Genomic DNA, 26,818 nt, shown 5'->3' with positions numbered 1-26,818 from the left:
TGAAGGGGCTTCAAGCCGGTGGACGTGCTCATCTTCGACTCCGGACAGACCGCCCCCACCGTGGCCGGCGGACAGGGGCTGGCCGACACGCTCGTCACGACGGGCGGCGGACGCAGCGTCCTTTCCGACCTCACGTCCGACTGGGCAGAGACCAGTTGGGACGAAGTGGTCCGCCGCGACCCCGACGTGATCCTCGTGGTCGACTACTTCACCGCCCAGGCCACTGCCGATGCCAAAATCAAGCAACTGCGCTCCGACCCGGTCCTGCGGGACGTGACCGCCGTGAAGGAGAACCGGTTCCTGGTCGCGGGCCTGACGGGCCTGGGCGCCCTGAGCCCCCGCAACCCGGAGGTGGCCCACCAGATCGCCGACGAGCTCCACCCCCAGCCGTGACGCGAACCGAAACGGCCGAGACACCGACGGACCAGAGGGCCGCAGCCGGGCCCGCGGAGAGAATCCTGACGCGCAGCCTGGTGCCGCTGCTGGTGGTGCTCCTGGTTGCCGGCGCGGCCGCGGGCATCGTGCTGGGCTCGTTCCGGGTACCGCCCGACGCGCTGCTGCTCGGGGAGCAGGCCGCCAGCAGCCTGGGGCTGCGCCCGTCCCGGCTGCGTACCGAACTGTTCGTGGTCACCGCGCTGCTGACGGGCGCGCTGGTGGCGGTGAGCGGGCGATCGGCTTCGTCGGGCTGGTGATGGCGCTGTTCACCCGGCCGCTGCTGCGGACATCCGAGAACGCGCGGGTGCTGCCGGTCGCCGCGCTGCTCGGCGCGGTGTTCCTGCTGTGGGCCGACGTCGCCGCCCGCATGGTCATCGCCCCGGCCGAGCTGCCCGTCGGCGTCGTCACCGCGTTGTGCGGCGGCCCGGTCTTCCTGTGGCTGCTGGTCAGGCGTGGCAATGCGGCGACGACGGGATCGGGCGGGGGTGGGGCCCTGTGACCGCAGCCGAGAACGCCCGGGCAGGCTCGGACAGGGTGTACGCGTTTGCGGGTACGGGCGACCATGCCGCTGCCGAGCTGCTGATCGGCGGGCTGAGCGCGCGCCTGTCCGGCGTCCCCGTCCTGCGCGGCGTCGACCTGCGCGTGGACGCGGGGCAAGTGCTGGGCGTCGTCGGCCCGAACGGCGCGGGCAAGAGCACCCTGCTGCGCTGCCTGTACCGGACCCTCGCCCCGGACACCGGCACCGTCCTCGTCGGGGGAGCCGACCTGCTGGGCATCGACGCCGCCGCCTCCGCCCGGTACACCGCCGCCCTCCCGCAGGAGTCCGAGCCGGTCTCGGGTCTGCGCGTACGCCGCGTCGTCCTGCTCGGCCGCATGGCGCGTCTGCGCGCCTGGGAGAGCCCCTCCGCCCACGACCACCGGATCGCCGACGAGGCGTTGCGCCGGGTCGGTGCCTCGGAGTTGGCCGACCGTGACATCGGCACCCTGTCCGGCGGTGAACGCCAACGCGTCCTGCTCGCCGGCGCCCTCACCCGGCAACCCCGGGTCCTGGTACTGGACGGACCCCTCAACCACCTCGACATTCGCCACCAGTTGGAGGCCCTGCGCACCGTACGGGAACTGGGCGTCACCACGGTCCTGGCCGTCCACGACCTGGACCTCGCGCTGCGCTACTGCGACCGGGTCTGTGTCCTGGCGGACGGGGCGGTGGTCGCCGCCGGCGACGAGGACGGTGAGGGCCTGTTCCGTCTCCCGTGACTTGGACGCGCGGCCCGGAGCGGGGGAGTCGCGCAGCGGCCGCCGCCCGCGCGTTCCATGGGCACGAGTGGGCCCTTCTCAAGCCGGCGCCCTGAGGGCTGTCCCGCAACCGGTGTCCGCTGGTGCGGTCCGCCGACGCGGTCGCCCACCGCTGGGCGCCCGGCCTGGAGGCGAGCAACCGTCTACTGGTGGGGGTGGGGGAGGGGGCGCGTTCTTCGAGGTGTTCCACCCCCATTCACTCCCCGTAAGCTTTCGGGCGCGGCCCGAAGAGCACTCGGACCAGTGTCTCCGCTCTCGGCCAGGGCGTCAGCCCGCTCGATTCCCTGAAGCTCCGCCCGCGTGCCTCGTAGGTCTCCTCGAAGGCCCTGACCGCCCGCCGCAGACGCTCCGGCGTGACCTCACCATGACGTATGAGCGGCAGCGTGGCGATCTCGAGCGTGTTCTTGTCCACCGTCAGTCCCGCGCCGGCCGGCAGGCCCGGCGCCTCCTGCGCAGCCCGCGGTCGCCGGCCGGCCTCTTGCGCTGCTGTACCTTTTCGGGACCACGGCGGGGCTCGGGGAGCGCCGGGTCGAGTGGGGGCAAGGTCGCATCGACGGGGTGCGGCCTGCCGGAACCGGAGATCAGCTCGGCGACGAACACGTGAACCGGCACGGACGGTCTGGCGTCCAGCCTCCTGAGCCCTCTGGCCGCTTCGGCGAGTGCTGTGTGAAGGGCCTGCGCGGCTCTCAGCGGTGAGAGTTGTCCGGTTGCCTGACGCCGGTCCACCTCGTCGGTGAGGGCGGCATACGGTGCGTGCCCCACTTCCTGCGGCCCGCGGCTCACCCATTCCGTTTCTGTGACCCATCCGCGCTGGCGGTGATGTGTGTGTGGGGGAGGACGACGGCGAGGCGACCCGGATCGGGATCACGCGCAGGCCGATCCGCTGGGATCAGAGCCAGTGTTCCTGTACGTCGAAGCAGACCAGGGGGGCATCGAGTCTGCGAGGGCTGCCGCCCACGCCCAGAGATTCTCATGCCGCGACTGAGAGGCCGACGAGCGGGCAGGAGCTGCTGGGTGGTGACAGCGCCCGTGTTGGGGGTGGCTGGGCCGCGCGGACTGGGGGCGGCCGGGTCATCGCGGACTGGGAGCGGGCCGGGTCATCCTTGGTGGTCGCCTGGTCCTTCACTGCTTTCGGTGGGCCGCCGGCGAGTTCGCGGGGAGTGCCTCTTCTGCCGAGTCCGCGGTCTGCCTCTCCTGCAGGGGTGAGGGCTCCGGCCTCGTCGGCGAGTCGTTCCGCCGTGACGGTTGACGGTGCGTGTGGCTCGTCCGGGGAGCCTGCGGCTGTGAGAGCGTGCTCCGGATCGAGCGCGTCTCAGACCGCGTGGGGTTGGCTGGGCTGTGGTGCAGGGTCACCTGAATGCGCGTCGGTGGGCGTGAGGGGTGATGCCGGTGGTGCGTTTGAAGCGGTCGCGGAAGGTGGTGGGTGAGGCGAAGCCGACGCGGGTGGCGATGCGTTCGATGGTGTGCTCGGTGGTTTCCAGCAGGTGTTGCGCCTGGCGGATGCGGGCGCGGTGAAGCCATTGCAGGGGGGTGGTGCCGGTGTGGTCGCGGAAGCGGCGGATGAGGGTCCGGGTGCTGGTCCCGGCGTGGGCGGCGATGTCGGTGAGGGTGAGGTCGCGACTGAGGTTGTCGCGCAGCCAGGTGAGCAGGTCCTCGAAGTCCGAGCCCTGCGGTGTCGGGGCGTGGTCGTGGCTGATGAACTGTGCCTGTCCGCCTTCCCGTTCCAGGGGCATCACGGACAGCCGGGCGGCGTCGGCGGCGACCGCTGATCCGTAGTCCCGGCGGATCATGTGCAGGCACAGGTCCAGGCCGGCAGCGGCGCCGGCCGAGGTGAGGAACTGGCCGTTGTCGACGTAGAGGACGTCGGCGTCGACGTCGATGTCCGGATGGGTGGTGGCCAGGAGCGGGGCCGCACGCCAGTGGGTGGTGACCCGCAGGTGGTCGAGAAGCCCGGTGGCGGCCAGGGGGAAGGTCCCCACGCACAGGGAGGCGATCCGTGTTCCCGCTGCGGCGGCGGCCCGCAGCGCGTCGCGCACGGGGCCGGAGAGCGGGGCGGTGGGATCGGCGACGCCCGGCACGATGACTGTATCCGCGTCCTCCAGACCGTCCAGACCCCAGGGGGCGCGCAGGGTGAAGGCACCCGCGTCGGTCTCGTCGTGTTCGGCACACACCCGGACCTGGTAGCCGGGCCGCCCGTCGGGCATGCGGGTCCGGGTGAAGACTTCGATCGGGGTGGACAGGTCGAACGGGATCACCCGGTCCAGCGCGAGAACAGCGACGGTGTGCATGGCGAGAACCTACCCCTTCCCTCTGCCCGGCGGACGAGCACCACTACCCGGACAACCCCATGTCACAGCACCTCCGGCCCGGCAGAAAGACGGGTGGCGTTTTCCCGTCGAAGAGTGTCACTCCTGCCACTGGGAGATCGCGGCGGGACCGGGTTGACTGCGATCCGCCCGGAAAAAGCGACCCGAGGGAAGGTGCCATGCACATCCAGGTTGTCCTGTTCGACGGCTTCGACCCGCTCGACGTCGTCGCCCCCTACGAGGTGCTGGACGCCGGCGGCAGGGCATCCGGCGGCGCGGTGACCGTGGAGCTGGTCTCCGCGGAAGGCCCCCGCGAGGTGACCAGCGGCACCCGAGGGCTGACCCTGCGCGCCTCGGCCGCCCTGGACCCGGAGCGGGCGGACATGGTCCTGGTACCCGGCGCCGCCGGCCGCGTCGGTGAGCCCGGCCGGCTCCCGGAAACCGACGCGGACCCCGGCGAGGGGCCGCAGGACGAGGTCGTCGCCGTGCTGCTGGGGCGCACGCTGACCACCGGGCTGCCCGCCCTGCTGCAGCAGGCGATGAACGACCCGGACGTGACGGTCGCCGCCGTCTGCGGCGGCTCGCTGGTCCTGGCCATGGCCGGCCTGCTGGAGGGGCGTCACGCCACCACCCACCACCTGGGCATGGATCTGCTGGACGCCACCGGTGCCCACGCGGTCCGCGCCCGAGTCGTCGACGACGGCGACCTGATCACCGGCGCCGGCGTCACCTCCGGACTGGACCTGGGCCTGTACCTGCTGGAACGCGAGATCGGCCCTCGTGTCGCGCACGCCGTTGAGGAACTGTTCGCCCACGAGCGGCGCGGCACCGTCTGGCGCGCCCAGGGACCGGCCCCCGCCACCCTCTGACGACACGCCACGCAACGCTCGCGCCCCCCGCCCCCGCACACCCTTCCCCCCCTTCCCTCCCTTCCCGCTCCTCCTGACACCCGGCCGGAAAGAAGATCCGCATGCCCGTTGAAGGCACCTGGCACCTGTCCCTCGCCACCCCCATCGGCACGATGCAAGCCGTGATCGAACTGCACCGGCACAACGGCATCCTGACCGGAACCGCCCACGGAGCCGGCGAAGAGGTCCCACTGGACGACGTCACCCTGGACGGAGACCGGCTCACCTGGAAACAGGCCATCACCAAGCCCCTGCGACTCAACCTGGCCTTCGACGTGACGGTCGACGGCGACACACTCCAGGGCACCTCCAGGGCCGGCCGCCTTCCGGCCTCGAAGGTCACCGGGCAACGCCGGAGGTGACCACGCTCCTCCCATCCGGCTGCGCGCACCCCCCCAGGCGCCGCAGCAGGCCGGCCGCCTGCCGGAGAAGCCGTTCGAGCACCGGACCCGCCGCTTCCCCCTTCCCCCTCCCGGGGCACTCCCAGCCCCGCGGCCCCGTCACCGAGGACGGCCCCACCTGTCTCGTCAGCAGCCCTCACTGAGGCGGTGCGCAAGGTGAAGTGAAGCAAATCCGTCCGGCACAGCGTCCGCCCGTCGAAGCCGGGCAGAGGGACATGGAGCGGGCGGGCCCACCGGGCGGGAACGGCATCCAGCCCGTAGTACGCCCCCGCCAGGCCGCCGGTCACCGCGGCGACGGTGTCCGTGTCACCGCCGAGGTCGATCGCTGCGCGGATCGCATCCTCGAAGCAGCCGGTGGTGGGCACGGCCCAGACGGCGGAGCCCAGGCCAGGCCACACGGCACCGTTGAACTCGGTGGCCTCATCGGGGTGCCGGTCGGGCGCGAGGACGGTGGCGTAGCGGCTGCGGTGGTCGGGGTGGACCTGCTCCAGGGTGCCCTGAAGCGCGCTGAGCGGATCGGTGCCCTGGAGCGCGAGGCGGACGAGCTCATGTCTTCGGTGGGGAGGCCGGGGGTGTGAGAGCTGGGGCCTGGCCGGCACCCTGCTGATCGACGTCGGGGTCGGCCTGTGCGACGACTTCACCGAACTCTCGCACCCCAGCAGCAGCCTGGGCAGAACAGATTCAGGAAGCCTTCCCCCGCACCCCCGTGGTCAAGTCGCTGTGCACCATGGACTCCACCGTGATGACCGCCCCGGACCGTCCGACCGGCCCGAGCACTGTCTTCCTCTCCGGCGATGACGCCGAGGCCGAACGGACCACCCGCCGGCTCCTCACCGACCTCGGCTGGCCCCCTCGTCCAAACTGGACATCGGCGGCACCACCACCGCACGGGGCCAGGAGCACTTCGCCCTTCTCTTCATGCGCATCGCGGGCGGTCTGGGCGACCACCCGTTCAACATCAGCGTGGTCACCCGCCCCACTGCCTAGCGCCGTGACCGGCACGGCGGACCGGGCCGCTCCCGCCGCCCGTGGCCGGTGACGACAGCGGGCGCGGGGACGGGACCGGCGCTCTGCCGGACCACCGCCCCGGCGCTCGCCGCGCCCACGCACGCCAGGGCCGCCCACTGCACCGTTCGCAGATGCTCGTCGAGAACCAGCACCCCCGCGAGGCCAGCACTTGCCGGCTCGAGACTGACCAGCACACCCACCGTCCGGGCCGGCAGGCGCCGCAGGGCCGCCAGCTCCAGCGAGTACGGAAGCACGGCCGAGAGCACCGCCACCACCGCCCCGGTCACCAGCACCCCGGGGGCCAGCAGATGCGTTCCCTGCTCCACCACGCCCAGCGGCACCGTGAGCACCGCTGCCCAGGCCAACGCCAGCGCCAGTGCGCCCCCTCCCGTGCTTCTGCCTCCCGCGCTCTTGCTCAGCAGCAGGTAGGCGGCCATACAGGCCCCCGACGCCAGAGCGAGCAGTACGCCGCCGAGCGGAAAGTGGGCGCCGTGCGGAGCGTAGAAGAGCCACACGCCTCCTCCCGCCAGGACGGCGCATCCCGCGTCGCGAGGACGGCGTGAGGTGAGCAGCGCAAGGGTGATCGGCCCGAGCAACTGCAGAGCGCTGGCCAGTCCCAGAGGCAGCAGAACCAGCGCGGGATAGATCAGGTTCATCCCCGCGATGGCCGTACCGAAGCCGAGGACCAGCCCCGCGTCCGCACGGCTACGCGGCAGCGAGGGCCGGTACAGCACCAGCAGGAGCACCGCGGCCAGCCCGAGACGCAGGGCCACCACTCCCGCCACACCCACCGTGCCGGCGAGCTGTTTGCCGATGGCCTGCCCGAACTGGATGCTCAGCACGCTGCCCAGCATCAGCGCGGGAGCGGGAAGCTTCGTCATGGCTCCAGGCTTGGCGCCGCGAGCGTCCACGTCCAGCAAAGAATTCTGCAGTGAATTGTTTAGGCTGGCCTGCATGATCGACCACCGGCTGCACGTCCTGCGGACTCTCGCCGAGCACGGCACGGTGACCGCGACCGCCACCGCGCTGCACCTGACCCCCTCGGCCGTCTCCCAGCAGTTGCGCCTGCTCGCCCGTGATCTCGGAGTGGAACTGCTGCGACCGGACGGGCGGGGAGTGCGACTGACACCGGCCGCACACATCGTGCTCCGGCACGCCGACACATTGCGGCTCCAGTGGGAGGCGGCCCAGGCGGAACTCGCCCGGCAGAGCGCGGACCTCCGGGGCACACTGCGGCTGTGCGGGGTGTCCTCCGCGCTGGCCACGCTCGCAGCCCCGGCCGCCACCACACTGCGCAAGACCCACCCGCTGGTGGAGCCACTGATCATCGAGGAAGAGAGCACCGAGTGCTACCGGCTGCTCGTCGCCGACCAGGCGGACATCGCCCTGGTCCTGCCCGGCCCGGACGCGCCACCCGTCACCGACGCCCGCTTCGAGCAGACACCGCTGATGACCGACCGCCAGGACCTGCTGGTCGCCGAGAGCCACCGACTCGCCCGGCCCGAGGGAGTCCACCTCCGAGAAGCGGCCGATCAAGCATGGATCGTAAAGCGACCCAACAACGACACCCACCCCCTGGTGACAGCGGCGTGCGCAGCCGCCGGCTTCACCCCTCGTGTCGTGCACCAGGTCAAGGAGTGGTACGCGGTCTCCGCACTCGTCGCCGAAGGGCTCGGCGTCTGCCTCATACCGAGGATCGTGCCGCTGCCCCAGCACCCGGTCATGCGGGTCCCCCTGCTCGGCGACCCGACCCCCGTACGTCAGCTGCTGACCGCCGTACGGCGCGGCAGCGCCGGCCAGCCCCTGGTCGAGGCGGGCCTGAAGGCGCTGCGCGACGCGGCCTCGACGCACACGGCCAGCAGCTGACATCCCGTCACTTGCGGAAGGACGGGCTGGCTGCTCAGCTCCGCTCGGCCCCGCCCTGCTGCACCTGGTCGGTCATGTCGGCGACCTTCCCGGCCGGCGGCGCCTCGACGTCGACCTCCGTGCCGAAGTCGGAGTACTGCATCAGCGTGCTGACCTCGACCTGCTGGGGCGAGGCACTGCCGTCGGGCCGGCCGGAGGCCGGGGCCTGGACCGTCATGTCGACCTGCTGACGGCGGATGCGGCCGTCGTCGTCGAGCCAGATCTGCATGGGCAGAGTCGGGCCGACCTTGTCGCTCAACTGCTTGCCGCCGGGCAGCTTCGCGACGTCGACAGAGACCTTGTAGTGGGTGGTGTCGACCCCGTCGATCTTTTCGGTGCCGACCTCGGAGACGTCCTTGTCCGTGATCGCCTTGGCATAGGCGGCGGCCTGGGCCGGGTCGCCGATCCCCTCCGGGTTCACGCCCTGCCGCTCGGCGACCTTCTCCAGATCGATCTGGATCCAGGGCTTGTCACCGGGGGTCTTCTGGCCGGGGACCTTCTGGTAGAGGACGTTGTCGACCACGCGCTGCTCTATGCTCTTGCCCTCGGCGTCGATGGTCATCGTACTGTCGCCGTCGGCCAGGTCGACGGCGCCCCGGCCCTCGGTCGTGACCGACTCGCCCTTGGCGCCGGCCTGCACCTCGATCGTCATCTTCGCCGTCTCGGCCTCGGCGGTCTTGTCGTAGGCGCTGCGCACGGCGGCCGTACCCTGCTGCCGGGCGCCGTCACCACCGCTCGCGCTCGCCGAGGCGGCGGGCTCGCCGCCTTCCGGCTCGCTCCCGTCACCGCAGCCCGCCAGCACGACGCTCCCCAGGACAACGCTCGTCACCATGGCGCCCGTCTTCGTTGCGCTGCTCCGCATGAACTCCCTCTCCATCGCGATCGCCCGGAGAAACCGGACCGACTACCGTGGGCGACTCTCGCTGCGAGTGCCCGGAACGGCCACGAAAACGCCCTGAGTTGCAGGAGCTTGGCCTGTTTTGTGTGTGTGCCGGGGGAGCGACAGTCACCGGGTGTCGCGGTACCCGTCGGTGCCCCCGGATCGAGAGGCCGTGGAGCGGCCCGGGACGGCGGGCCGACACGCGTCGCGATCAGGCCGCGAGTGACAGCTTCTGGCGCAGCACGATCGCGTTGAGCAGGACCGAGAACGGCACCACGTCTGTGGTCTCCGGTGCTCGAAGTGCGAGGAGCAGGTCGGTGGTGGCGGTGGTCGTGCCGGCCGCCGGGCTCCAGCACAGCAGGCGCCCGGCCCGCTGGGTGGCGAGGGCGAGTCGGTGTGAGGCCGGGGAGTGGTGGCGGTGGTGCTGGAGCAGGGCATGCCTCTGCCCGGTGTGTTCATCGGGGAGCGTCCTTCACAGCGGGGGTGGTTGCCGCGGGCTGGGGGACCACGCGTGCAGGACGGGTCCAGTGTGCGTTCCGTGGGGCCGTGTACGCAGACGCCTTCGTGCTCACCACCGACTCTGAGGCAATTTCTGCATCCAGTGCTTCCCCGTGATGACCGGCGAGAACAACCAGTGAGCATTCTCTGGCAGTCGGTAAGGCGGGTTCGAACCTGGCCGGAACAGAGCGGTCGCTGACCTCGGGCTTTATGAAGAAGCTCCAGGTCAGAGAGTTTCGGCCAAGGTGCCTACCGAGGCCGGTAACAGACCAGCAATTCCGCCCGCTCAGCGCAGCGATGCGACAGGTGAGGTCGGGGTTGGCCGTCCTGCGGGGGATAGGCCGCGGCGGGTCCTCCTGTTCCGCTGATGTGGACTCGGGCTGTCCGCCGAGCGCCGACCGGGCCACGCTGTTTCTGGCGTGGTGAAGAGGGTTGTGCGGACGCAGTCCCGCCCGGACGGCTTCTTCCGGCAGGGGCCTGGCTGCCGCAGCCGGGGGCGTTTCCGGGGTGCTGCGCACCGCCTGACCGTGCGCTGCGCGCGACCTCGGGTTGCTGCGGAGTGCTTGCCGGTGGGGGAAATTGCGGTGCGTGCCGGCACCACGCCAGGCAGACTCGCGGGCATGACTGAGAAGATCACCCGTATCAACCCCGAGCAGCTGCATGAGACGCCCGGCTACCACCACATCACGGTGGTAGCGGCAGGGCGTACGGCCTACCTGGCGGGACAGTGCCCGCTTGATCGAAACGGTGACCTCGTCGGTGCCGGTTCCCTCGAGACGCAGGTCGACCAGGTGGTCGCGAATGCGCTCGCCGCCCTGGCCGCGGCGAGTGCCCAGCCGCAACACGTGGTGCGGTCAGTGATCTATGTGCGGAGCGACGAGAGAGACGTTCTCGGAGCCGCATGGCGTCGGCTCACCGAGTCTGCCCTGGGGCCGGCGTTCACCACCGCCAGTACGCTCTTGGGCGTTGCCCAGCTGGGCTTTTCCGGACAGCTGATCGAGGTGGATCTCACCGTGGCGCTGCCTGACTGACTTCGAACGGCGTATCGAACTCGGTAGTCCAGGTGGGCGTTCGCCGGACGCTGGGGTGACCTTCGTCTGATCATGTGCTCCGACCAAGGTGCACGTGACCACGACGAAAGCCGTGAGGGTGAGCCTGCTGCCGGATGCTTGCTATAACCGATCGTTTCAGAATGCCGTCCTGCGGAGGCGCTGGTGGCCCATGGAGCAATCCCTTCAACCGCGGGCTCAGGGGGATGACGCCGTATGGAACGGGTTGGGGACGCACGGGGGCTCGTGCTTGGTTTCGTCGACGCTCTGAGGGCGAGTGACGAGGCCATGAGGGAGGCCATGAGGGCGGCGATGCCCTCGCTGAGCGAATCGCGGATGTCCTCGGCCTGGTCCATTCGTGCCGGATCAGCCGGAGCGGGCAGGTCGGCGCCCACTCCTACAAGGTCCACGGGGCAGGGTGCCGCTTCGTCAGCGACAACGGTACCGAGGTCGATGTCCACTTCGCAGGCGACGCAGGCATATGAGGCCGCAGGCCAGTTCGAGCAGGCCGTGGTGGAGATCGGCGCGTCGCTCGTGGCGGGTGCGGAACTGTTTGAACTGGTGCAGCCAGGCGAAGGCGCGCTCGACGACCCAGCGCGCCTCGCCCAGTCCGGAACCGTGGGCGACGCCGAATCGGGCGATCATCGCCTTGATGCCGCGCTTCCACACTAAAGGTTGTCCCGTAACTCTGAGCTGGGTCTAGGCTGAGCCAGCCATCTGGGTACCGATCTTGTGGAGGCTGAGACAGCGCCCATGGATATATCCCTGCGCGAGCTTGACGACAGCGACCTGCCGATCTTCTGGCAGCAGTTGACGGATCCCCAGTTGCAGCAGATGGCAGCTGTGACCAGGAAGTATCACTACGATCGTGGCCACTTCGACCGGCACTGGGCGAAGGTTCGCTCGGACTCGTCCGTGATCTTGCGGACGGTTCTTGCTGACGGCGTTGTAGCAGGGCACGCCGCTGTTTTCGGACCGCCGCAGGAGCGTGAGGTCACGTATGTCATTGGGCGAGCTCATTGGGGACAGGGCATTGCCACCGCGGCCCTTGCCGAGCTGATTGAGCTGGAGCCCGTCCGGCCGCTCCATGCCGACGCCGCCGCTGACAATGCCGGCTCCATCCGTGTGCTGCAAAAGTGCGGCTTCACCGTCACGGGGAAGAGCCGGTGCTTCGCCCGGGCTCGTGACGAGGAGATCGACCTGGTGCACTTGACGCTGAGATGAGCACGGCGCCGCCGCCAAGACCGCTCAACCGGCCAATGCGAGGTTGTGCAGGCGGGCGATGCCGAGCATGGCCTGGTGAACGCCGTTGTCCTTGACCCGGCAGTCCCGCAGGATCTTCCAGTTCTTCAGCCGGGAGAGAACATGTTCCCACCCGGGCCCGGGCTCGGCAATGGACGGTGTTCTCCGCCTCCTGCTGCTGACTGAGACGCCTCTGGCCTCGCCGTTTGCGGTGTGGGACGAGGAGCCCGGTTCCCTGGTAGCCGCCGTCGGCGATGGTCGGGGCGCCACGGCGGACCCTGCCGACACCGGACTCCGTGAATGCCCGGCAGTCGTGGTGGCTGCCGGGCAGCGGAAGGCCGATCGCCACGACCAGGCGGCTGTTGGCGTCGATGACGACCTGCAGGTTCGTCGAGTACCGGTAGTTCTTGCTGGACGCGGCGACGTTGCGGTGGCGCGTGGGCACCAAGGTGCCGTCGACGATGTAGACGGTGTCCTTGCGCGGCCGACGGGCCGGCGAGATGGCCAGCAGGGGCATGAGGTGATCGAGGATGCGATCAGCCGCAGACTTCGAGACTCCGAACAGCGGCGCCACCTGCCGCAGCGTGAGGTTTGTCCGCCAGTACGCGGCCACCAGCAACACCCGGTCGGCCAGTGGCAGCCGCCAGGGCCGGCCCCGCTGAACATCACCACCACGACGCCGCACCAGAGCCACCAGCCTGGCGAACTGCACCTCGGCCGGCCCGGAGAACGGCTCGATCCACTTCGGATCACCCGCTGAGATCCCCCCACCCATGCCCAGCCAACGCACCAATTACCCCACCGGTTACGGGACGACCTTTAGGCGGCGGTACCTGTCGAAGTCGTAGCCCCGGTCGGCGTACAGGCGCCGGGGCTTGCGGCGGGGACGTCCCCGCAGACCCTGGAGCAGTCGTCCAGGTCCAGCAGACCGGCGCGGCGCAGCCCGGTCAGCAGGGCAGCGTGCAGGCGCGGCCACACACCGGCCTCGGTCCAGTCCCGCAGCCGGCGCCAGGCCGTCACCCCCGAGCAGCCCACCGTCTCGGCGGGAACATCACGCCACGCGACACCCGCCCGTTGCACGTACATGACGCCGGCGAGGGCCACTCGGTCAGGAACACGCTGCCGCCCGGGATAGCGGCGGCGCCTCTCGGGAGCGGGCGGCAAAGGCGGGGCCTCCCGCTCCCACAGCTCGTCAGGGACAAGAACAGCACGCACCCCAGACACCCTGCCGACCAAGATCATCGAGCACAAGGCCCGCAGCTCGACTCAGTCTGAAACGATCAGTTACAGGTATGGACACATACTCGCCGGCAACCCCAGCTGATGGGCCCCAATTTTCTCCTGCTCCCTGTCGTCAGTGCCGCCAGCTGCGCTCGGGCAGCGCGAGCCAGATGTCGGGCGGCCCGGTGACCGCGCGGATGTCGGGTGGGCGCACACCCGCGTAGGCGCAGCAGAAGGCGATGGCGTTCCCTCGTGTGAGGTAGCCGACGAGGATCTCGCGGGACGTGGCGTCGGGGCGAGGATCACCGCCAGGGTGCAGGTCCGAGCCCTCGGCGGAACCGTCGCGGAAGATCCGGCCCTGATCACCGCTCTTCGGGTTGGCGTACAGGCCATGGGCGACGGTTCCCGATGACAGCACCGCCAGCACACCGGGCATCTGAGGGGTGTAGCCCCAGGGCTGGGTCAGGATGCAGCCGCCCGGTACGTCGGTGGCGCCGATGATCTCCCCATGAGCCCCCTCCTGGCCGCGCAAGGGGGGCTCGTGGGAAGGGTCCGCCCCTGTGACGGCGAACGGCGTGGCATCCAGCCGGCGCACTGCCTCCGTGGCACTGATGCCCGCGACACACGCCAGGCCGAGCCCCTCGAAGCAGTGACCGGCGAAGATCTCGGCGAGCCGGGGAGCTTCGGCGGCCAGAGCGCGCTCGTCGTCCGTCAATCCGCCCTCGCCTGCCGGAAGCGGGAACAGGTCCGGCTCTGGCCCCGCCAGGCTCAGCCGCCCAGGCGACCAGCCCGCCATCATCGGCCGCCACGGGTCCGCACCGGCGGCGAGCAGGGTCCGCGCGTTGTCCGAGCGGCCGTGATAGACAGCGGACCACAACGCGCTGCGTCCCCGCTCCTCGGAGTCGACGTCGGCCACACGTCGGGCCAATTCCGCGACCACCTCCGGGGAGCCCTCCTCAGCCGCGACATGCAGCGGCCGACGGTCGCCCCAGACGGTGCCGTCGACCTCGGCGCCGGCGTCCAGGAGGGCCCTGATCCTGGGGAGATTCGTCCAGTCGCCGTGCACGATTCCCGACCATCCGGGCGCGTCCAGGCCCATGGGGCTCCTCCGTACAGCAGTACCCGGGGGTCCGGGGCGGGCGCGCCCGCCCCGGACCGGGGATCACGACGCTATGTCGACGTAGAACGCATCGCCGTCGAGAATGCGGTCGGCACCGTACCAGGCGCCGAGACGTGAACCGGCCTCCTGATTGTCAGCTGAGCTGAGGGCTCGGGCGGAGAAACGGCCGTACGGCTCGTTCGCCTGGTACTGGTCGCGTGCGGATCCTTCATAGGTGGTCGCGAACGGGTATTCATCACAATCCTGCCCATTGTCCGAATAGTTCGGCCACTGGGCCCGGCAGACCCTGATCGCCGCGGCACGGTTCTGATCGCGCCGTGTGCCGTTGTGGAACAGGCGGTGCAGTGGATCGGCCGCCGAGCCACCCGGAATGGTCTTGGTGTAGTTGACCTGCGGGTACGTCCGTGTATCCGCGTGGTTCTGGGCGTCGTAGATGTGCTGGGCGGTCTCGTCGACGTCCGGGTCGCTCAGACTGTAGCGCAGGTACGGGTCGACGCGGTCGAAGATCGAGCCGGTGCTGTTGGGGAGGTACCAGGCGGAGTCGAAACGGGCGCTGGTCTCCGGGCCGTCGGAGGTATAGGTCCGTCCGGCGGCCCTGAAGTCGTACTTGAACTGGAACGTCCCGTGCTTGACCTGCTCGCCGAGGGCGGGGGAGGCCGGTTGCGCGGGGGAGGTGAAGTACAGCACACCGTCCTCATACCGGCGCCACTGCTGAACGTTCTGGGTGACCCGGTCGAAGGGGGGCTGCGAGAAGCAGGCGTCTGCGGAGGGGGAACCGGCACACTCGGCCCGGACGGTCAGCATCGCCCCGCTGCTCGTGCCGGTCGCAACGATCTCGTCCACGTAGACGTGCCAGTCGATCTCCCGCAGGCCCTGGTAGCCGGTGCCGATGTGGGTCACGCGGGCGGAGAAGGATCCGATCTGGCGACAGAAGATCCATGTGCAGCGATACTGAGCAGCCGCGATGACGCCTATCTGGCAGTAGGCGAAGTGGTTCTTGATCCAGCCCTGTGGTCGGCCGGACAGGTCACTGCGTTCCCGGCACTCCTGGACGGTGATGTCGTCGTAGAGCGCCTCGAAGTCCCCGGTCGGCTCAGCGAACTTCTCGCTCGGCACGACGTACCGTGCGCCTTCCTCACGGGCTATTGCGCGTGCCTCGTCCGCCGTTGTGACCGTGGCCTGGGTGTCCGGCCCAGACGTCGGAAGCTTCTCCCGCGGTATCCGCTTTTCCTCGTCGACGTTCCCAGCGACCAGTTCGGGCGCCGGTTTGCCGTCGGCCGTCAGATGGTCCGGCCCGGTCAGGAAACGCACGACCCCCACGGTCTCCTCAGCGGGGTCCGCTTCGGCCGCCACCGCGGAGCCAGGCAGCAGAGCGCCAACGAGCAGAGCCGATGAGACCATCAACAGGCCAGTGCGTAAGTGTCTTAAGGAACCCGTCACCGTTCCCCCCATTTCACGGGGAGACGGCGCCGGCGGATCCGGCCTCGACGAGCATGCGTGTGCTGACGTCCCCCGAACACGCCGCCTCAGACCCTAGGAACATGGATGAGTACATGTCAATAACTTGGATGTGCTGGCCCCATCAATGGCGTGCACCGGAAAAGCGGTCGTGCAGGCTGGACACAGGGCCAGTCGCGTTGAGAAGTACCTCGCCCATCTTGATCGGCTTTCCGGAGGAAGGGAGCCCCGTTTCTTCCCTGTCGAGTCGACCAAGCAGGGGCTGCGGGGCGTGACGGAGATCGTGTACGGCAACCTGCCGGACGGGCTTCTCACGGCGTTCACCTACGGCTTGTCGCTGGCAGAACATCCCGATCGGCAGCACGGCTCGCCGGAACTCTGCCGCAGTGTGAACTCGACCAACGTGATCTGGGCCCACGCGGTGGGCTTCCTCGCCGAGCAACTCCGCGGAACCTGCCCATTCAGTTACGGCAGCAGGATCGACTTCGGTGAGCGCATCGTGCCCGAGTCAGAGATGACGGCATTCTGTGTGTTCGCGCCGCTGGTCCTCGACAGAGACGACTGCCCGGGCATCGACGTCGGCATTGGGGGACGCGAGGGCCACGACGTGATCAACATCCAAGGGATGTACCCCATCCACGAGGTCGAGCGGCAGTTCATCAACGAGCACGGGCTTGAAGCCTTCTGGAAGAGCGACTGGGAGCCCACCGACGTGCTCCGGCGCCCCGCGATCTGATCTGGGTAGGGCAGCGGCCTCAGTCTGGACGACCCATTGGTGGACAGCATCAGGCGAGCTGGATTCGCTTGCGTAGGAGCGGAAGTCAGCTCGGCCGAACATCTGGCGCTTGAGCATTGTGATCCGGTTGACATGCCCTTCGACCGCGCCCGAGCTCCAGGGCAGAGTGAGTCCGGCGGTGACGGCGTCGAGATCGCGGTCGATGCCAGCGGCGAGGGTGTGGAGGCTGGGCAGGTCGTTGTGCCGGACGGCGTCGAGCCACGCTGGCAGGTGCTCACCTTGGCGCTGGGTGAGCATGACCGCGAAGGAGCGGACATGCCGAGTGAGGGCGTCGAGCTCGGGACAGTTCGTGCGGACAGTCTTGAGCTGGAGCTGTTCGGTCCCGGTGAGGGGCTCCGGGCGGCTCAGGATCCGCCAGCTTGGACAGACTCCAGGTGGAGAACGGCAGGTCGTGATCGTTGGGTTTGGACGGCGATCTTCTTGATCTCGCGGCCCTCGGGCAGGGTGAACGTCTTCGGCCGACCGCCCTTGTATTTCGGGTAGAGCGAGTCGAAGCCGTCAGCGTTGAACTTGTGGATCGCATCGCGAATCCGGTCGGCGCTGGTGAAGGTCACCCCGGCGATCTTCGCCACCGGCATGCCCTGCGCGGACAGCAGTGCCATCTGGGCCCGCCGCCAGGTCACCACCGATCCAGTGCTCCTGCGGATGATCCGCAGTGACCGCTGGCCCTCGGCATCGTCGATCTCCCGGACCTGCACGCGTATCGCCATCAGCACAGAGTGGCCGCCCCCTGCCACCTGGTACAGCACCCGGACGGCGCGTCACATCACAACCGGCCGAACGTTCGCTGTTACGACACGCGGCCGCGCTGTCGGAACCGCGCACCACGCCGCCGCGTCTTTCACGGGCATGGGCGAGAGAACCGCGGAACGGGCCACGGGTATGACCCCGAAGACTGAGGGCGGCGCCGGATGCCTACTCGCCGGCCTCGGTGCGACAGCCGCGCCGCTTGTCTGGGCACCGCGCGCCGCGGTCAGTATCGACGGAGGATTCGAGGGCCATGCCCGCGATCTGAGCGTACTCTTCGTCGATCTGCCGCTCATCGTGCTCGGCGGCGCACTGGTTCCGCTCTTCGCCTGGGCGTTGGCCACCAGATGGGTGCACCGCCCCTGGGTCGCGGCACTCGTAGCCTTGGCCACGCTCGCGCTCGCGGTGTGGGGGCTCACCGAGTGGTGGACCCCCCGCCGGCAGCCGGACCCCGGTTACGGACCTGGGATCTGACCACGGCCTCCGTACATCGCAGCGCGACCAGCAGCCCCAGGATCACAACATCCCCCGCGCCGTCGACTGAAGGGCGAATGTTGCCTGATACGGGACTAGTGAGCCTGATTCACTTACTTACTTACTTACTGACTTCGTCGACTGCCCTGTCTGAGATTTGTGGGCTCGTCGGCAGGGCCGCCGTGCATATGGCCGGACGAGGGTATCTGTCCTTACAGGCGCCTGGTCCGGAAGCCCCGTCACGGTCTTGTCCCCCCCCCCCCGCCCGACCGGCGCGTCTCGCCCTCGGAACGGCAACGCCACAGGGACGGACACGGCCGGCATGAGTTCGGGAGTCACTACGGCCTTTCCGTCCATCGTCATGCCCCCTCGGCGGTGAGCCGGCCGACGGCCCGGATGACCTGGCGCCGGGTGGCCAGGCGTCGGGCGAGGAAGGCCATCACCCGGTTCATGCGGCCTGCTATGACGCTGGGCGGCGGGTTCCTGCGGTCCAGGGCGGCCAGCGCGGTGCGGACGACGTCGACGGGCGAGGCGAGCCTGGTCCCTCCGGCGGCCTGTGGGGTGCCCACGACGTCGAAGAACTCGGTCCGGGTCGCGCCGGGGGACAGGGCCAGCACCCGCAGACCGGAGCCGCGTGACTCTTCCCACAGAGCCTCGGTGAGGCTGAGCACGAACGCCTTGGTCGCCCCGTAGAGCGCCATGCGCGGGTTGGGCTGGTAGGCGGCCATGCTCGCCACGTTGACCAGTACCCCGCGGCCCGCGGTACGCAGTTGGCCGATGAAGGCACGGCTGATGTCGGCGACCGCGGTCACGTCGACCGCGATCTCCCGGCGCAGCCGGTCCGGGTCCGCCCGGTGGAAGGGGCCGAAGGTGGCGAACCCGGCGTTGTTGATCAGGCTCGTGACGTGCACGCCGAGCTCGGCCACCTGCGCGGCCAGCTCCTGCCCGGGGTGTTCCGTGGCCAGGTCCATCTCCACCACGTGCACCTGGATCCGATGCTGTTCGCGCAGTTCGGTGGCCAGCTTCTCCAGGCGGTCCCTGCGGCGGGCGACCAGCACCAGGCCGGAGCCGCGAGCGGCGAGCTGGCGGGCGAACTCGGCGCCGAGGCCCGCGCTGGCCCCGGTGATGAGGGTGGTGTGTCCGTGGTAGTCGACGGCTGGCATGGTCGTCCTTCTTTCAGTCGCTGCCTTCCTGGCAGTTAATGCCAAGTAGGCGGTCGCTGTCCAGAGGGGTACCCTGATGCCCATGACGACCTTGTGGGAGCGTTCGCGGCAGGTTGCCGTCCAGGCGATCCTGGACACGGCGGTACGCCTGTTCGCCGAGCAGGGCTACGAGCAGACGACGATCGCGCAGATCGCGCGCGAAGCGGGGATCTCGCAGCGCTCCCTCTTCCGCTACTTCGGAACCAAGGAGGACCTGGTCTGCGGCGACCAGGAGGCGCTGGGCGAGCTGCTGAAACGGACCGTCGAGCAGCAACCGGCCGAGATGTCCGCCTGGGATGCCCTGCGCGCCGGATTCGAGGTCATTCTGACCGCCAACCACCCCCCCGAGCGTGCGCTGGAACTGTCCCGCCTCATCTTCGACACCCCCTCGCTGCACTCCCGCTACATCGAGAAGCGACTGCGCTGGCAGGCCGAACTCGTCCCCGTCATCCGGGCGCGGCTGGGCAACGGCCCCGGCCGCCCGGCTCCCGACACGCAGGCCAAAGCGATCGTCGCGACGGTCTTCGCCTGCATCGACACGGCAACCGAACTCTGGGCCGGACATGACGGACGGATCGACCTGGCAGACCTCTACGACCAGTGCCTCGCAGCGGTGCGGGACCATGGCTGAGGCACGTGTCCCCGGCACACCTTCGGGCAGAACCCGACGTCATCACGCGCGGTCGACCGCAGCGGTCTGGTTGAACCTAGGCCTTGTCTGGAACGCACACATCATGGCGACCGGCAACGTAGGTGCCGGGACGGATTCAGGGATCCTTCGACCAGCCGGTGCGGGCCCCTTCGAGTGACCTGCGAGTCATCAGTGCGATGAAGTGCCCAAGTGCTCAGGTCGGATGAGGCTACTCACAGGTCACATCTCCCGGCGGCGAGTGCCGTGATTGCGTGATTGCGCACTCGGCGGCGTGCCGTGCCGCGAGCGCCGACGGGAAGGGCCCACAGCCGTGGGAGGCGGGGGCGGGTGGCCCGCTCGCGATCGGCCACTGCCAGGCGGTGTGAGTGGCAGAGGGCGAGGTGTCATGCCGGACGGGCTCTGCGGCCGAGGCCGCGCTCCCCGTCCGCTGGGCCAGAACGCCGTATGCCACCCCGCCGACCACTGCCGTGGCAAACCCCCGTGGGTGTCGTCGACCGTCCAGTCCAGCGGTGTCGGAGTCGACTGCGACACCTCCAGAAGGGCATCCGCGAGGTCGGCCAGACTCCGGTACAACGCGGCACGTACCGCATCGGCGAGCTGCCGGCCCCACTGGCACGGGGACCGTTCGGTGACCTCCTCCGCGAGGATGTGCGCGGCGAGTTCGTCCAGAAGGTCTCCGTTGACCGGGCGTCCCTCCGCCAGCGTCGCGGCAGCGCCCCGCATGAGATCGCCTCGGGTCACGGCGGCGCCGCGAGCCAGCTCCCACAGTTCGGCCGGCCCCAGGTCGTCGACCGTGCGCCGGACACAGAGGGCGGCCGCATCCGCCTGGGCCGGGACTTCGGCGTTCAAGAGGCCCGCACACACGTCCATGGCCGCGCTCACATCGCCTGGCTGCAGGACGGGGCCCTTGCGGATGCCTTGGGACAGCGGGGTTGGCAGGCAGGGGGCGTTCTCGGTGGTGATGACAGTTCTGGTCATGGTCTTCCTCGAAGGGAGTGCGTACGGACGCGTGAGAGGGTCAGTTCCAGGCCTGTCGTTCCTGGCCGCGAGGGTCGTCGACCTGGGTCCACTCGGCGTCGATGCGCATGGTGGCCCGGCGCTCGATGTCGTACGGGTCCCAGCCGGGGTTGCCGGTCCCGGCGAACCGAACCCAGGTCTGATGCATGCGGGCGGCGAGATCCGCGGGGGGCTTGTCGGGGCCGAGCAGGGCGGCCGGGCCCTGTAGCTGGGGGAGGTGCGCGAGATCGAAGACGAAAGGCAGCTCCATGGCATGGGTGGCGCCGAGCTGTCCGTCAAGGGCGTGGGAGCGCCAGGCGAACTCGTAGGCGTGCGTGGCGGACTCGGGGTGGGCGGCATGTGCGCCGGCCAGTGCCCAGCTGCCCGCGCCGAACAGCGCGTCGCCCATGATGGCGGAGCGCAGCTCGCCGAAGGACGCCTCGGGGCGGGCCTTGCGGTACGTCTCGATGAGCTGCCCCGCCCTCGGGTGCGAGCGTGCCGCCGTGTCGTCGACGTCCGCGGCGGTCGAGACGGCGTACTTGTCCACGGGGACCAGGTAGAGGTTCCCCTCCTCGGCGTTGGTCCCGATGAGCAGGTCGACATCGGCGCTCAGGCCGGCGGCGACGGATTCGGCGGGCTGCGTGTCGAGGACCAGACTGAAGGGGCTGAGTCCGATCAGCGGATCGTGGTGCGTGTCGGTTTGCAGGTCGATGCCCGCGAGCCGGGAGGCGGCCTCGACCAGGCGGTCGTCGGAGATGTCCGCGAAGGCGTCGACATGGGGCTCGATGCCCAGGGCCTCGGCCGCTGCCCGGGTGACGCGGGCGGCCTGTTCGGTGGTGAACGCCCCCAGGCCGCTGCCGCTTTGGACGATCGCCCGGCGGAAGAGGCCCGTGGCCTCCAGGGTGGCCAGGACGCCGCCGACGATGGTGGCCCCGGCCGACTGGCCGAAGAGGGTGACGTTGTGCGGGTCACCGCCGAAGGCGGCGATGTTCTCCCGCACCCAGCGCAGCGCGGCGACGACGTCGAGCAAGCCGCGGTTGGCGGTCGCACCGGGGATGTCGAGGAACCCGGCGACGCCGAGCCGGTAGTTGAGGGTGACGAGGACGACGCCGTCGCGGGCGAAGGCGGAGCCGTCGTACAGCGCGGACCGCGTCGATCCGGCGACGAATCCACCGCCGTGGACGAACACCATGACGGGCAGGCCGCCGCCGGCGGCGGGCGTGAAGACGTTGACGGTGAGGTAGTCCTCCCCGCGGCTCCAACCGGTGCCGAAGTAAGGGGACATGTCCACGCTGCCGAGCTTGCGCTCGGACTGGGGCGCGTTGGGCCCCGGCACGGTGGCATCCCGTATGCCGTCCCACGGCTCGTGCGGCTGGGGCGGCGCGAACCGGCTGGCGCCGCGGGGAGGGGAGGCGTACGGGATGTTCAGGAAGACGGCGGTGCCGTCCTCGCGCAGGCCGCGGACGGCTCCCTGCGCCGTGGTCACGACGGGCTGGGGGTGATGATTCACGATCAGGCCTTTCTGCGGGCCTCAGCCCTGCTCGGTGTACGGGGTGAAGGGAGCCCAGCCCTTGATGGCGAACCTGCTGCCGTCACGCACGACTTCGGCGGCGCCGTGGCCGCCAAGGTGCGCGGGGATCACGAGTGCGTTGTTGTCGGCCGCCCAGCCCAGCACCTTGCGGCGGGTGGCGCGGGCGCCCGCGGGGTCCTCGCAGAAGCAGCTGTTGGCGTCCGGCTCGAGGATCTGCACGGGGTTGTGCAGCATGTCGCCGACGAACACCGCGCGGTCCGTCCCGGAGGTGAGGGTCAGTACGGAGGAGCCGGGGGTGTGTCCGGGAGCCGTGTCCAGGCGCAGGCCGGCGTCGATCTGGTGGCTGTCTTCCCACAGCAGCGTCTGGCCGGCCTGGTGCACCGGGGCCACGCTGTCCTCGAAGACGTTCTGGTTGCCGCGGCCGAGCAGCGGCTTGTGGCCGTTCTCGGGATTCCAGAAGTCGAAGTCGTCCTTCGGCATCAGATAGGTGGCGTTGGGGAAGGTGGGCACCCACTGCCGGCCGTTCAGGTAGGTGTTCCAGCCGACGTGATCGATGTGGAGATGCGTGTTGACCACGATGTCCACGTCCTCGGGCTCGACGCCGGCCCGGGCGAGATTGGCCAGGAAACCTGTTTCGAGGCGGTTCCAGACCGGCGCGTACGGGCGGTCCTTGTGGTTTCCCACGCCGGTGTCGACGAGGATGGTCTTGCCCTCGCTGCGCAGCAGCCAGGTCTGGATCGCGGAATTGACGATATTGGTGTCAGAATCCAGGAAATGCGGGGTCAGCCATGAATCGCTGTCGTCCCACACTTCCTTCGAGCTTTCCGGGAAGAAGGTGTCGGGCGTCATTTCGACGGAGCCGAAGTATTCCCATATCCGGGTGATGGTGACGCTGCCCAACTTGATTTGTTCCATGAGGCGTCCTTGGGAATTCGGGGGCTTTCCTGGAACCGTACGAGCAGACTCGGGCACGGGGTATCCGTAACGTGACTGCACCTGTGCCCACAGCCCGGGCACGGGGCGCGGCCGCTTGTAGCCTGGATGGAGCAAGGCAAGGCGGCTCCCGTTCGAAGAGCCACAGTTCCTGGAGACTCCGTGGACGAGCACGCAGGCGACCGCGGTGCGGTCATGGGACCAGAGCCGGATCCGAGTGAGCCGTTCGTCGGCCGGGACGCGGAGCTGGCACGCCTGTTTCATGCGGTGGACTCGCCGTCGGCAAACCCGGTGGTGATGCTGGTCGGTGACATGGGCACGGGGAAGAGCGCGCTGCTGGACCGTGCGGTGCGTCGCGCTGAAGCCGGCGGTGCTCGCGTACTGCGGGCCGAGGGCAGCGAGTCGGAGGCGAGCCTGGCGTTCTCCGCCCTGCATCAGTTGCTGCGGCCGGTGCCGGCCGCGGTGGACGCGCTGCCGGAGAGGCAGCGCGCTGCGATACAGGACGCCTTCGGTGTGGCGCCGTCCACGCCCGGGCATTCGCGCGCACCCGATCTCATGCTGCTCGGGGTCGCCGTCCTGAATCTGCTGTCAGCCCTGGGCGGCCGGCGTCCCACGCTCGTGGTGCTGGACGATGCGCAATGGTTCGACCGTGCTTCCCTGGACGCACTGTCCTTCGTCGCCCGAAGGCTGAAAGGGGAACCGGTCACGATGCTGATCGCGGTCCGTGGCGGCGATCACCTCCCGGGATTCGACCGTCACGCGCCGACACTCACCCTGGGGCCGCTCGACAGCGCTGCGGCCAATCGGCTCCTCGACCTGCAGCCGAAGAGCCCCGCTGGCCGCACCAGGACGCACATCCTCGACCAGGCCGGCGGCAACCCGCTGGCACTGGTGGAACTGACGAGGGCAGCCACCGCACACGACGCCGCCACGGGGATGCCGTCGGCAGGTCCACTCCCGCTCACCGATCACTTGGAGCAAGTCTTCGCCGCCCGTCTGAACGGTCTCCCCGCCGCCACGACGCGGGCCCTGCTGCTCCTGGCCGCCATGGACAGCGTCGACACCGCGATCGCCGTCTCGGCCGGGCTTCCGGACGCCGAGGACGAGACCTGGCTGCCCGCCGAGCAGGCCGTCCTGGTCAGGCGGACCGGCCGAGACGTCCGCTTCCGCCACCCGCTGGTCCGCTCCGCCGTGTATCACGCCGCCTCCCTGGGTGCCCGGCGCGAGGCTCACCACGCGCTTGCCGAGATGCTGCGAAACGAACCGGACCGGCGTGCCTGGCATCTGGCCGCTGCCTGCCCGGGCCCGGACGCGGCCGTGTCGGCGGAGCTGGAGCGGACCGCCGCCCGGGCCCGTCGGCGCGGCGGCCATGCGGCGGCGGCCAAGGCCCTGCAGCGTGCCGCGGAACTCGCACCGCGGCGTGAGGACAGCGCCCGGCTTCTGGTCGAAGCCGCTTCAGCGGCCGTGTTCACCGGTGACCTCGCCTGGGTCGAGGAACTGGCCGCTACCGCACGCACACGCACGGATGACGCGTCGCTGCTGGCCTCCGCCGCGGTGCAGGCCGGGCGACTGGCGACCCTGACCGTGCGCCACACCACGGTTTTCTCCCGGCTGACCGACACCGCCGAGGAGTTGGCGGCCTCCCAGCCCGCCGCAGCGCTGGACCTCCTGGCCGGCGCCGCCGTGGTCCGCTTCTACTCCGGAGAGGACACCCAGCGCCACCGCATCCAGAACATCCTGGAGCGCCTCCCCGAGGACGCCGCACCCGCAGGCTTGCGCACCTGGGTGAGGGCCGTGTCGGACCCCTTCCACGGCCGGGCCCATCTTGTCTCGCTGCTTCCGCAGTTGGCCGCCGAGGCGGAAGCCAGGCCGGAGCAGCTCACCACCGTCGGGATCATGGCATGGCTCCTGGACGAGACCCCGCGGGCCGTCCGCGCCTTCGACGAGGCCTTCGACCGCTGGGAGCTGCGGGGACCGCTGCCGGAGGGGCTGGGCGGCGCGGTCGCGTGGGCCTATGTGGAACGAGGAAGGTGGGACCAGGCCCGTGAGGCCTGCGCCCGCACCACCGCGGTCGGCAGGGTGACCGGCCTCGACCACGCCGTGGCCTGCGCGGCCACGGTGGATGCCACCGTGCTGGCCTACCAGGGGCACGCCTCATCGGCCCGTGCCCGGGCCGATGAGGCGCTCGCCCTGACCGATCCGCTGGAAAGCCGCTCGGTCTGCGTCTATGCCCGTCGTGCGCTCGGCGCCGCGGCAGCCGCGGAAGGCGCGTACGAGACAGCCTACGACCAACTCCGCATGGTCTTCACGGCAGACGGCGCCCCCGTGCATTACCACGCCTCCTACCCGGCCCTCGCGGATCTGGCCGCCGCCGCTGTGCGCAGTGGTCGGCGCGAGGAGGCCACAGCGATCGTCGAGCGTTCCGCACGCGCGCTCGCGGACGACGCCTCACCACGCCTGCGCGCGTTGATCAGCCGGGCCCGAGGCCTGCTGGCGGACCCCGAGGACGCCGAGCCGCACTTCCAGGCGGCCCTGGCCGACCCGGCCCTTGAGCACTGGCCCTTCGAACGTGCCCAGGCCCTGCTGGACTTCGCCCAGTGGCTGCGACGGCGTCGGCGCATCGCAGAGGCGCGTGGGCCGCTCACCGAGGCCCTGGAGATCTTCCGGCGCCTGGGCGCGCATCCTTGGATCGAGCGGGCCCGGGCCGAATCGTGGGCCGCCGGCCTCGGCGTCACGGACACGGCCCCCGACGCGCTCGCCGAACTCTCCCCGCAACAGCAGCAGATCATCCATCTCGCCGCCCGAGGGCTGACCAACCGCGAGATCGGCGAGATGCTCTTCCTCTCCCCGCGCACGGTCAGCTCACACCTCTACCGCAGCTTCCCCAAGCTGGGCATCACCGCCCGCACCCAGCTGCGCGACATCATCGAGGGCACCCTCGCGACGGGCGTCCGCCAGGAATAAGGGCACGCCTGGCAGCGGAAGCAGTCACCTTACGCATACCGACCTGCGCTTCACCCTGGCCAACCTGGTGCGGGCCGCCGAAGCCATGTCCCGGCTCGCCCAGCTCGGCTGGAAGCCTTTGGAGGGCTACCCCGGGCAGATCAGCCCTGGAAGCTGGAATGCCGCCTGTGCGGCTGGCAGGGCCTCCGGTTCTGGAGCCATCTCCGGGGCCGCAACGGCGACGGCAAGCCCCGCCCCATCACCCGGCACCCCGGCGGCATCCCGGTGAAGGACCACCACCTGGCCCTCATCAACCTCGCCGCAGAGCGCAGGTGCGAATGCGAATGCCAGCACCCCACCACCGTGGAACAGGCTGGTTTTTGGTTTTTGGTTTTAAGTGGTTGGTGTTTTGTTTTCAGTGTCGGGTTGTGCCTGGTGGTGGCCGGTGGGTTGGGTGTTTGCTGAAGGCAGGGCACCGATGTGGGGCTGAAGGGTGTTTCTGGAGTGTGGGTGGTCCTGGTGCCGGGTCTGTAGCGGTTGAGGGCTTCGGGATGTGTCTGTATCGCGTGGACGTCAGTTCCTGGAGTGATGTCGTGCGGTGTGTTGGCTTGTGTGTCTCGCGGCGGGGCCAGTCTGGGTCTGACGTGTATGGCGTGTCAGAGGGGTGGGTTGGTGGACGTGGAGGAGGGTCCCGGCTCCTGTGATGCGGTAGTTCCGGCTGGGGTGGGCCGTGGGGGGGGGGGGGGGGGGGGGGGGGGGGGGGGGTCGGTGTTTTCCCCGGGGTGACGGGGGGGGGTTTCTTCGGGACAAGGTCCGT

Annotated in this window: 22 protein-coding genes and 7 pseudogenes; 15 read left to right on the top strand and 14 right to left on the bottom strand. The window is 69.9% G+C overall.

What is annotated here, in order from left to right; genetic code table 11:
• Positions 1-18 precede the first annotated feature (18 nt).
• The 4 genes from ACZ45Q_RS32705 to ACZ45Q_RS32690 are packed head-to-tail and all read left to right on the top strand — an operon-like array spanning position 19 to position 1,692.
• Positions 19-393, top strand: a complete 375-nt coding sequence (locus ACZ45Q_RS32705; protein ID WP_468268330.1) for an ABC transporter substrate-binding protein — start codon at positions 19-21, stop codon at positions 391-393.
• Positions 390-692, top strand: a complete 303-nt coding sequence (locus ACZ45Q_RS32700; RefSeq protein WP_468268327.1) for an iron chelate uptake ABC transporter family permease subunit — start codon at positions 390-392, stop codon at positions 690-692. Before ACZ45Q_RS32705 ends, ACZ45Q_RS32700 begins: the two co-directional genes overlap by 4 nt.
• On the top strand, positions 692-934 hold the full coding sequence (locus ACZ45Q_RS32695) for an iron chelate uptake ABC transporter family permease subunit (protein ID WP_468268324.1): 243 nt from the start codon (positions 692-694) through the stop codon (positions 932-934). The genes ACZ45Q_RS32700 and ACZ45Q_RS32695 overlap by 1 nt, the downstream gene beginning before the upstream one ends.
• Before the next feature lie 35 nt (positions 935-969).
• Positions 970-1,692 (top strand): ABC transporter ATP-binding protein, encoded by a 723-nt coding sequence (locus ACZ45Q_RS32690; protein ID WP_468268321.1) that lies wholly within the window; start codon positions 970-972, stop codon positions 1,690-1,692.
• A gap of 1,388 nt (positions 1,693-3,080) precedes the next feature.
• Here the strand turns inward: ACZ45Q_RS32690 and ACZ45Q_RS32685 are convergent.
• Positions 3,081-4,019 (bottom strand): GlxA family transcriptional regulator, encoded by a 939-nt coding sequence (locus tag ACZ45Q_RS32685; protein ID WP_468268318.1) that lies wholly within the window; start codon positions 4,017-4,019, stop codon positions 3,081-3,083.
• Positions 4,020-4,216: 197 nt separating this feature from the next.
• Between ACZ45Q_RS32685 and ACZ45Q_RS32680 the strand changes: the two genes are divergently transcribed.
• Complete coding sequence (locus ACZ45Q_RS32680) at positions 4,217-4,906, top strand: DJ-1/PfpI family protein (protein WP_468268316.1); 690 nt, start codon at positions 4,217-4,219, stop codon at positions 4,904-4,906.
• A gap of 101 nt (positions 4,907-5,007) precedes the next feature.
• Positions 5,008-5,307, top strand: coding sequence for a hypothetical protein (locus tag ACZ45Q_RS32675; RefSeq protein ID WP_468268313.1), 300 nt, complete (start codon positions 5,008-5,010; stop codon positions 5,305-5,307).
• A gap of 182 nt (positions 5,308-5,489) precedes the next feature.
• Here the strand turns inward: ACZ45Q_RS32675 and ACZ45Q_RS32670 are convergent.
• Positions 5,490-5,897: pseudogene (locus ACZ45Q_RS32670) on the bottom strand (ADP-ribosylglycohydrolase family protein); the annotation flags it as partial.
• 37 nt (positions 5,898-5,934) lie between these two features.
• Here ACZ45Q_RS32670 and ACZ45Q_RS32665 point away from each other — a divergent pair.
• Positions 5,935-6,333, top strand: a pseudogene (locus ACZ45Q_RS32665) (NADPH-dependent F420 reductase); the annotation flags it as partial.
• Here the strand turns inward: ACZ45Q_RS32665 and ACZ45Q_RS32660 are convergent.
• Complete coding sequence (locus ACZ45Q_RS32660) at positions 6,330-7,235, bottom strand: EamA family transporter (RefSeq protein ID WP_468268310.1); 906 nt, start codon at positions 7,233-7,235, stop codon at positions 6,330-6,332. The pseudogene ACZ45Q_RS32665 and the gene ACZ45Q_RS32660 sit on opposite strands and share 4 nt — an antisense overlap.
• Positions 7,236-7,308: 73 nt before the next feature.
• Between ACZ45Q_RS32660 and ACZ45Q_RS32655 the strand changes: the two genes are divergently transcribed.
• Positions 7,309-8,220, top strand: a complete 912-nt coding sequence (locus ACZ45Q_RS32655; RefSeq protein ID WP_468268307.1) for a LysR family transcriptional regulator — start codon at positions 7,309-7,311, stop codon at positions 8,218-8,220.
• A 34-nt stretch (positions 8,221-8,254) separates the two neighbouring features.
• Here the strand turns inward: ACZ45Q_RS32655 and ACZ45Q_RS32650 are convergent, their stop codons facing one another.
• Entirely contained in the window at positions 8,255-9,121 is an 867-nt protein-coding gene (locus ACZ45Q_RS32650) for an SCO4651 family lipoprotein (protein ID WP_468268304.1), read from the bottom strand.
• Positions 9,122-10,257: 1,136 nt separating this feature from the next.
• Between ACZ45Q_RS32650 and ACZ45Q_RS32645 the strand changes: the two genes are divergently transcribed.
• Both ACZ45Q_RS32645 and ACZ45Q_RS32640 read left to right on the top strand, forming a co-directional pair.
• Entirely contained in the window at positions 10,258-10,668 is a 411-nt protein-coding gene (locus ACZ45Q_RS32645; protein ID WP_468268301.1) for a RidA family protein, read from the top strand.
• Between the two features lie 347 nt (positions 10,669-11,015).
• Positions 11,016-11,171, top strand: coding sequence for a DUF6896 domain-containing protein (locus ACZ45Q_RS32640; protein WP_468268436.1), 156 nt, complete (start codon positions 11,016-11,018; stop codon positions 11,169-11,171).
• Here ACZ45Q_RS32640 and ACZ45Q_RS32635 read toward each other — a convergent pair.
• Positions 11,116-11,346: pseudogene (locus ACZ45Q_RS32635) on the bottom strand (transposase); the annotation flags it as partial. The gene ACZ45Q_RS32640 and the pseudogene ACZ45Q_RS32635 overlap by 56 nt on opposite strands.
• A gap of 93 nt (positions 11,347-11,439) precedes the next feature.
• On the opposite strand from ACZ45Q_RS32635, the gene ACZ45Q_RS32630 reads away from it, so the two are divergent.
• A complete protein-coding gene (locus tag ACZ45Q_RS32630; RefSeq protein ID WP_468268298.1) occupies positions 11,440-11,910 on the top strand; it encodes a GNAT family N-acetyltransferase in 471 nt (156 codons plus the stop codon).
• A 24-nt stretch (positions 11,911-11,934) separates the two neighbouring features.
• Here ACZ45Q_RS32630 and ACZ45Q_RS32625 read toward each other — a convergent pair.
• The 4 genes and pseudogenes from ACZ45Q_RS32625 to ACZ45Q_RS32610 all read right to left on the bottom strand — a co-directional run bounded on the left by ACZ45Q_RS32625 (position 11,935) and on the right by ACZ45Q_RS32610 (position 15,580).
• Positions 11,935-12,703 (bottom strand): annotated as a pseudogene (locus ACZ45Q_RS32625) (transposase).
• A gap of 48 nt (positions 12,704-12,751) precedes the next feature.
• Positions 12,752-13,170, bottom strand: a pseudogene (locus tag ACZ45Q_RS32620) (transposase); the annotation flags it as partial.
• A 112-nt stretch (positions 13,171-13,282) separates the two neighbouring features.
• Positions 13,283-14,248, bottom strand: coding sequence for an ankyrin repeat domain-containing protein (locus ACZ45Q_RS32615; protein WP_468268295.1), 966 nt, complete (start codon positions 14,246-14,248; stop codon positions 13,283-13,285).
• 63 nt (positions 14,249-14,311) lie between these two features.
• Entirely contained in the window at positions 14,312-15,580 is a 1,269-nt protein-coding gene (locus ACZ45Q_RS32610; protein ID WP_468268292.1) for a NucA/NucB deoxyribonuclease domain-containing protein, read from the bottom strand.
• Between the two features lie 418 nt (positions 15,581-15,998).
• Between ACZ45Q_RS32610 and ACZ45Q_RS32605 the strand changes: the two genes are divergently transcribed.
• Complete coding sequence (locus tag ACZ45Q_RS32605; RefSeq protein ID WP_468268289.1) at positions 15,999-16,463, top strand: suppressor of fused domain protein; 465 nt, start codon at positions 15,999-16,001, stop codon at positions 16,461-16,463.
• A gap of 81 nt (positions 16,464-16,544) precedes the next feature.
• Here the strand turns inward: ACZ45Q_RS32605 and ACZ45Q_RS32600 are convergent.
• Together ACZ45Q_RS32600 and ACZ45Q_RS32595 are read right to left on the bottom strand one after the other, a co-directional pair.
• Positions 16,545-16,871: pseudogene (locus ACZ45Q_RS32600) on the bottom strand (transposase); the annotation flags it as partial.
• 1 nt (position 16,872) lies between these two features.
• Positions 16,873-17,233: pseudogene (locus ACZ45Q_RS32595) on the bottom strand (helix-turn-helix domain-containing protein); the annotation flags it as partial.
• A gap of 172 nt (positions 17,234-17,405) precedes the next feature.
• Here ACZ45Q_RS32595 and ACZ45Q_RS32590 point away from each other — a divergent pair.
• Complete coding sequence (locus ACZ45Q_RS32590) at positions 17,406-17,744, top strand: hypothetical protein (RefSeq protein WP_468268286.1); 339 nt, start codon at positions 17,406-17,408, stop codon at positions 17,742-17,744.
• A gap of 359 nt (positions 17,745-18,103) precedes the next feature.
• On the opposite strand, the gene ACZ45Q_RS32585 is transcribed toward ACZ45Q_RS32590, so the two are convergent.
• Positions 18,104-18,907, bottom strand: a complete 804-nt coding sequence (locus tag ACZ45Q_RS32585; protein ID WP_468268283.1) for an SDR family NAD(P)-dependent oxidoreductase — start codon at positions 18,905-18,907, stop codon at positions 18,104-18,106.
• Between the two features lie 82 nt (positions 18,908-18,989).
• On the opposite strand from ACZ45Q_RS32585, the gene ACZ45Q_RS32580 reads away from it, so the two are divergent.
• The gene (locus tag ACZ45Q_RS32580; protein ID WP_468268280.1) at positions 18,990-19,577 is read left to right on the top strand and encodes a TetR/AcrR family transcriptional regulator; all 588 of its coding nucleotides are present in this window, start codon (positions 18,990-18,992) and stop codon (positions 19,575-19,577) included.
• A 1,039-nt stretch (positions 19,578-20,616) separates the two neighbouring features.
• Here ACZ45Q_RS32580 and ACZ45Q_RS32575 read toward each other — a convergent pair.
• Complete coding sequence (locus ACZ45Q_RS32575) at positions 20,617-22,104, bottom strand: carboxylesterase/lipase family protein (protein ID WP_468268277.1); 1,488 nt, start codon at positions 22,102-22,104, stop codon at positions 20,617-20,619.
• A 21-nt stretch (positions 22,105-22,125) separates the two neighbouring features.
• The gene (locus tag ACZ45Q_RS32570) at positions 22,126-23,040 is read right to left on the bottom strand and encodes an MBL fold metallo-hydrolase (protein WP_468268274.1); all 915 of its coding nucleotides are present in this window, start codon (positions 23,038-23,040) and stop codon (positions 22,126-22,128) included.
• A 180-nt stretch (positions 23,041-23,220) separates the two neighbouring features.
• Here ACZ45Q_RS32570 and ACZ45Q_RS32565 point away from each other — a divergent pair, with 180 nt between their 5' ends.
• Positions 23,221-26,022, top strand: a complete 2,802-nt coding sequence (locus ACZ45Q_RS32565) for a helix-turn-helix transcriptional regulator (RefSeq protein WP_468268271.1) — start codon at positions 23,221-23,223, stop codon at positions 26,020-26,022.
• The last annotated feature ends 796 nt before the right edge of the window (positions 26,023-26,818 follow it).

The sequence above is a fragment of the Streptomyces sp. NPDC031049 genome, from assembly GCF_055571015.1.
Note: the sequence above shows the minus strand (reverse complement) of the source record. Positions and strands in the feature narration are given on the sequence as shown.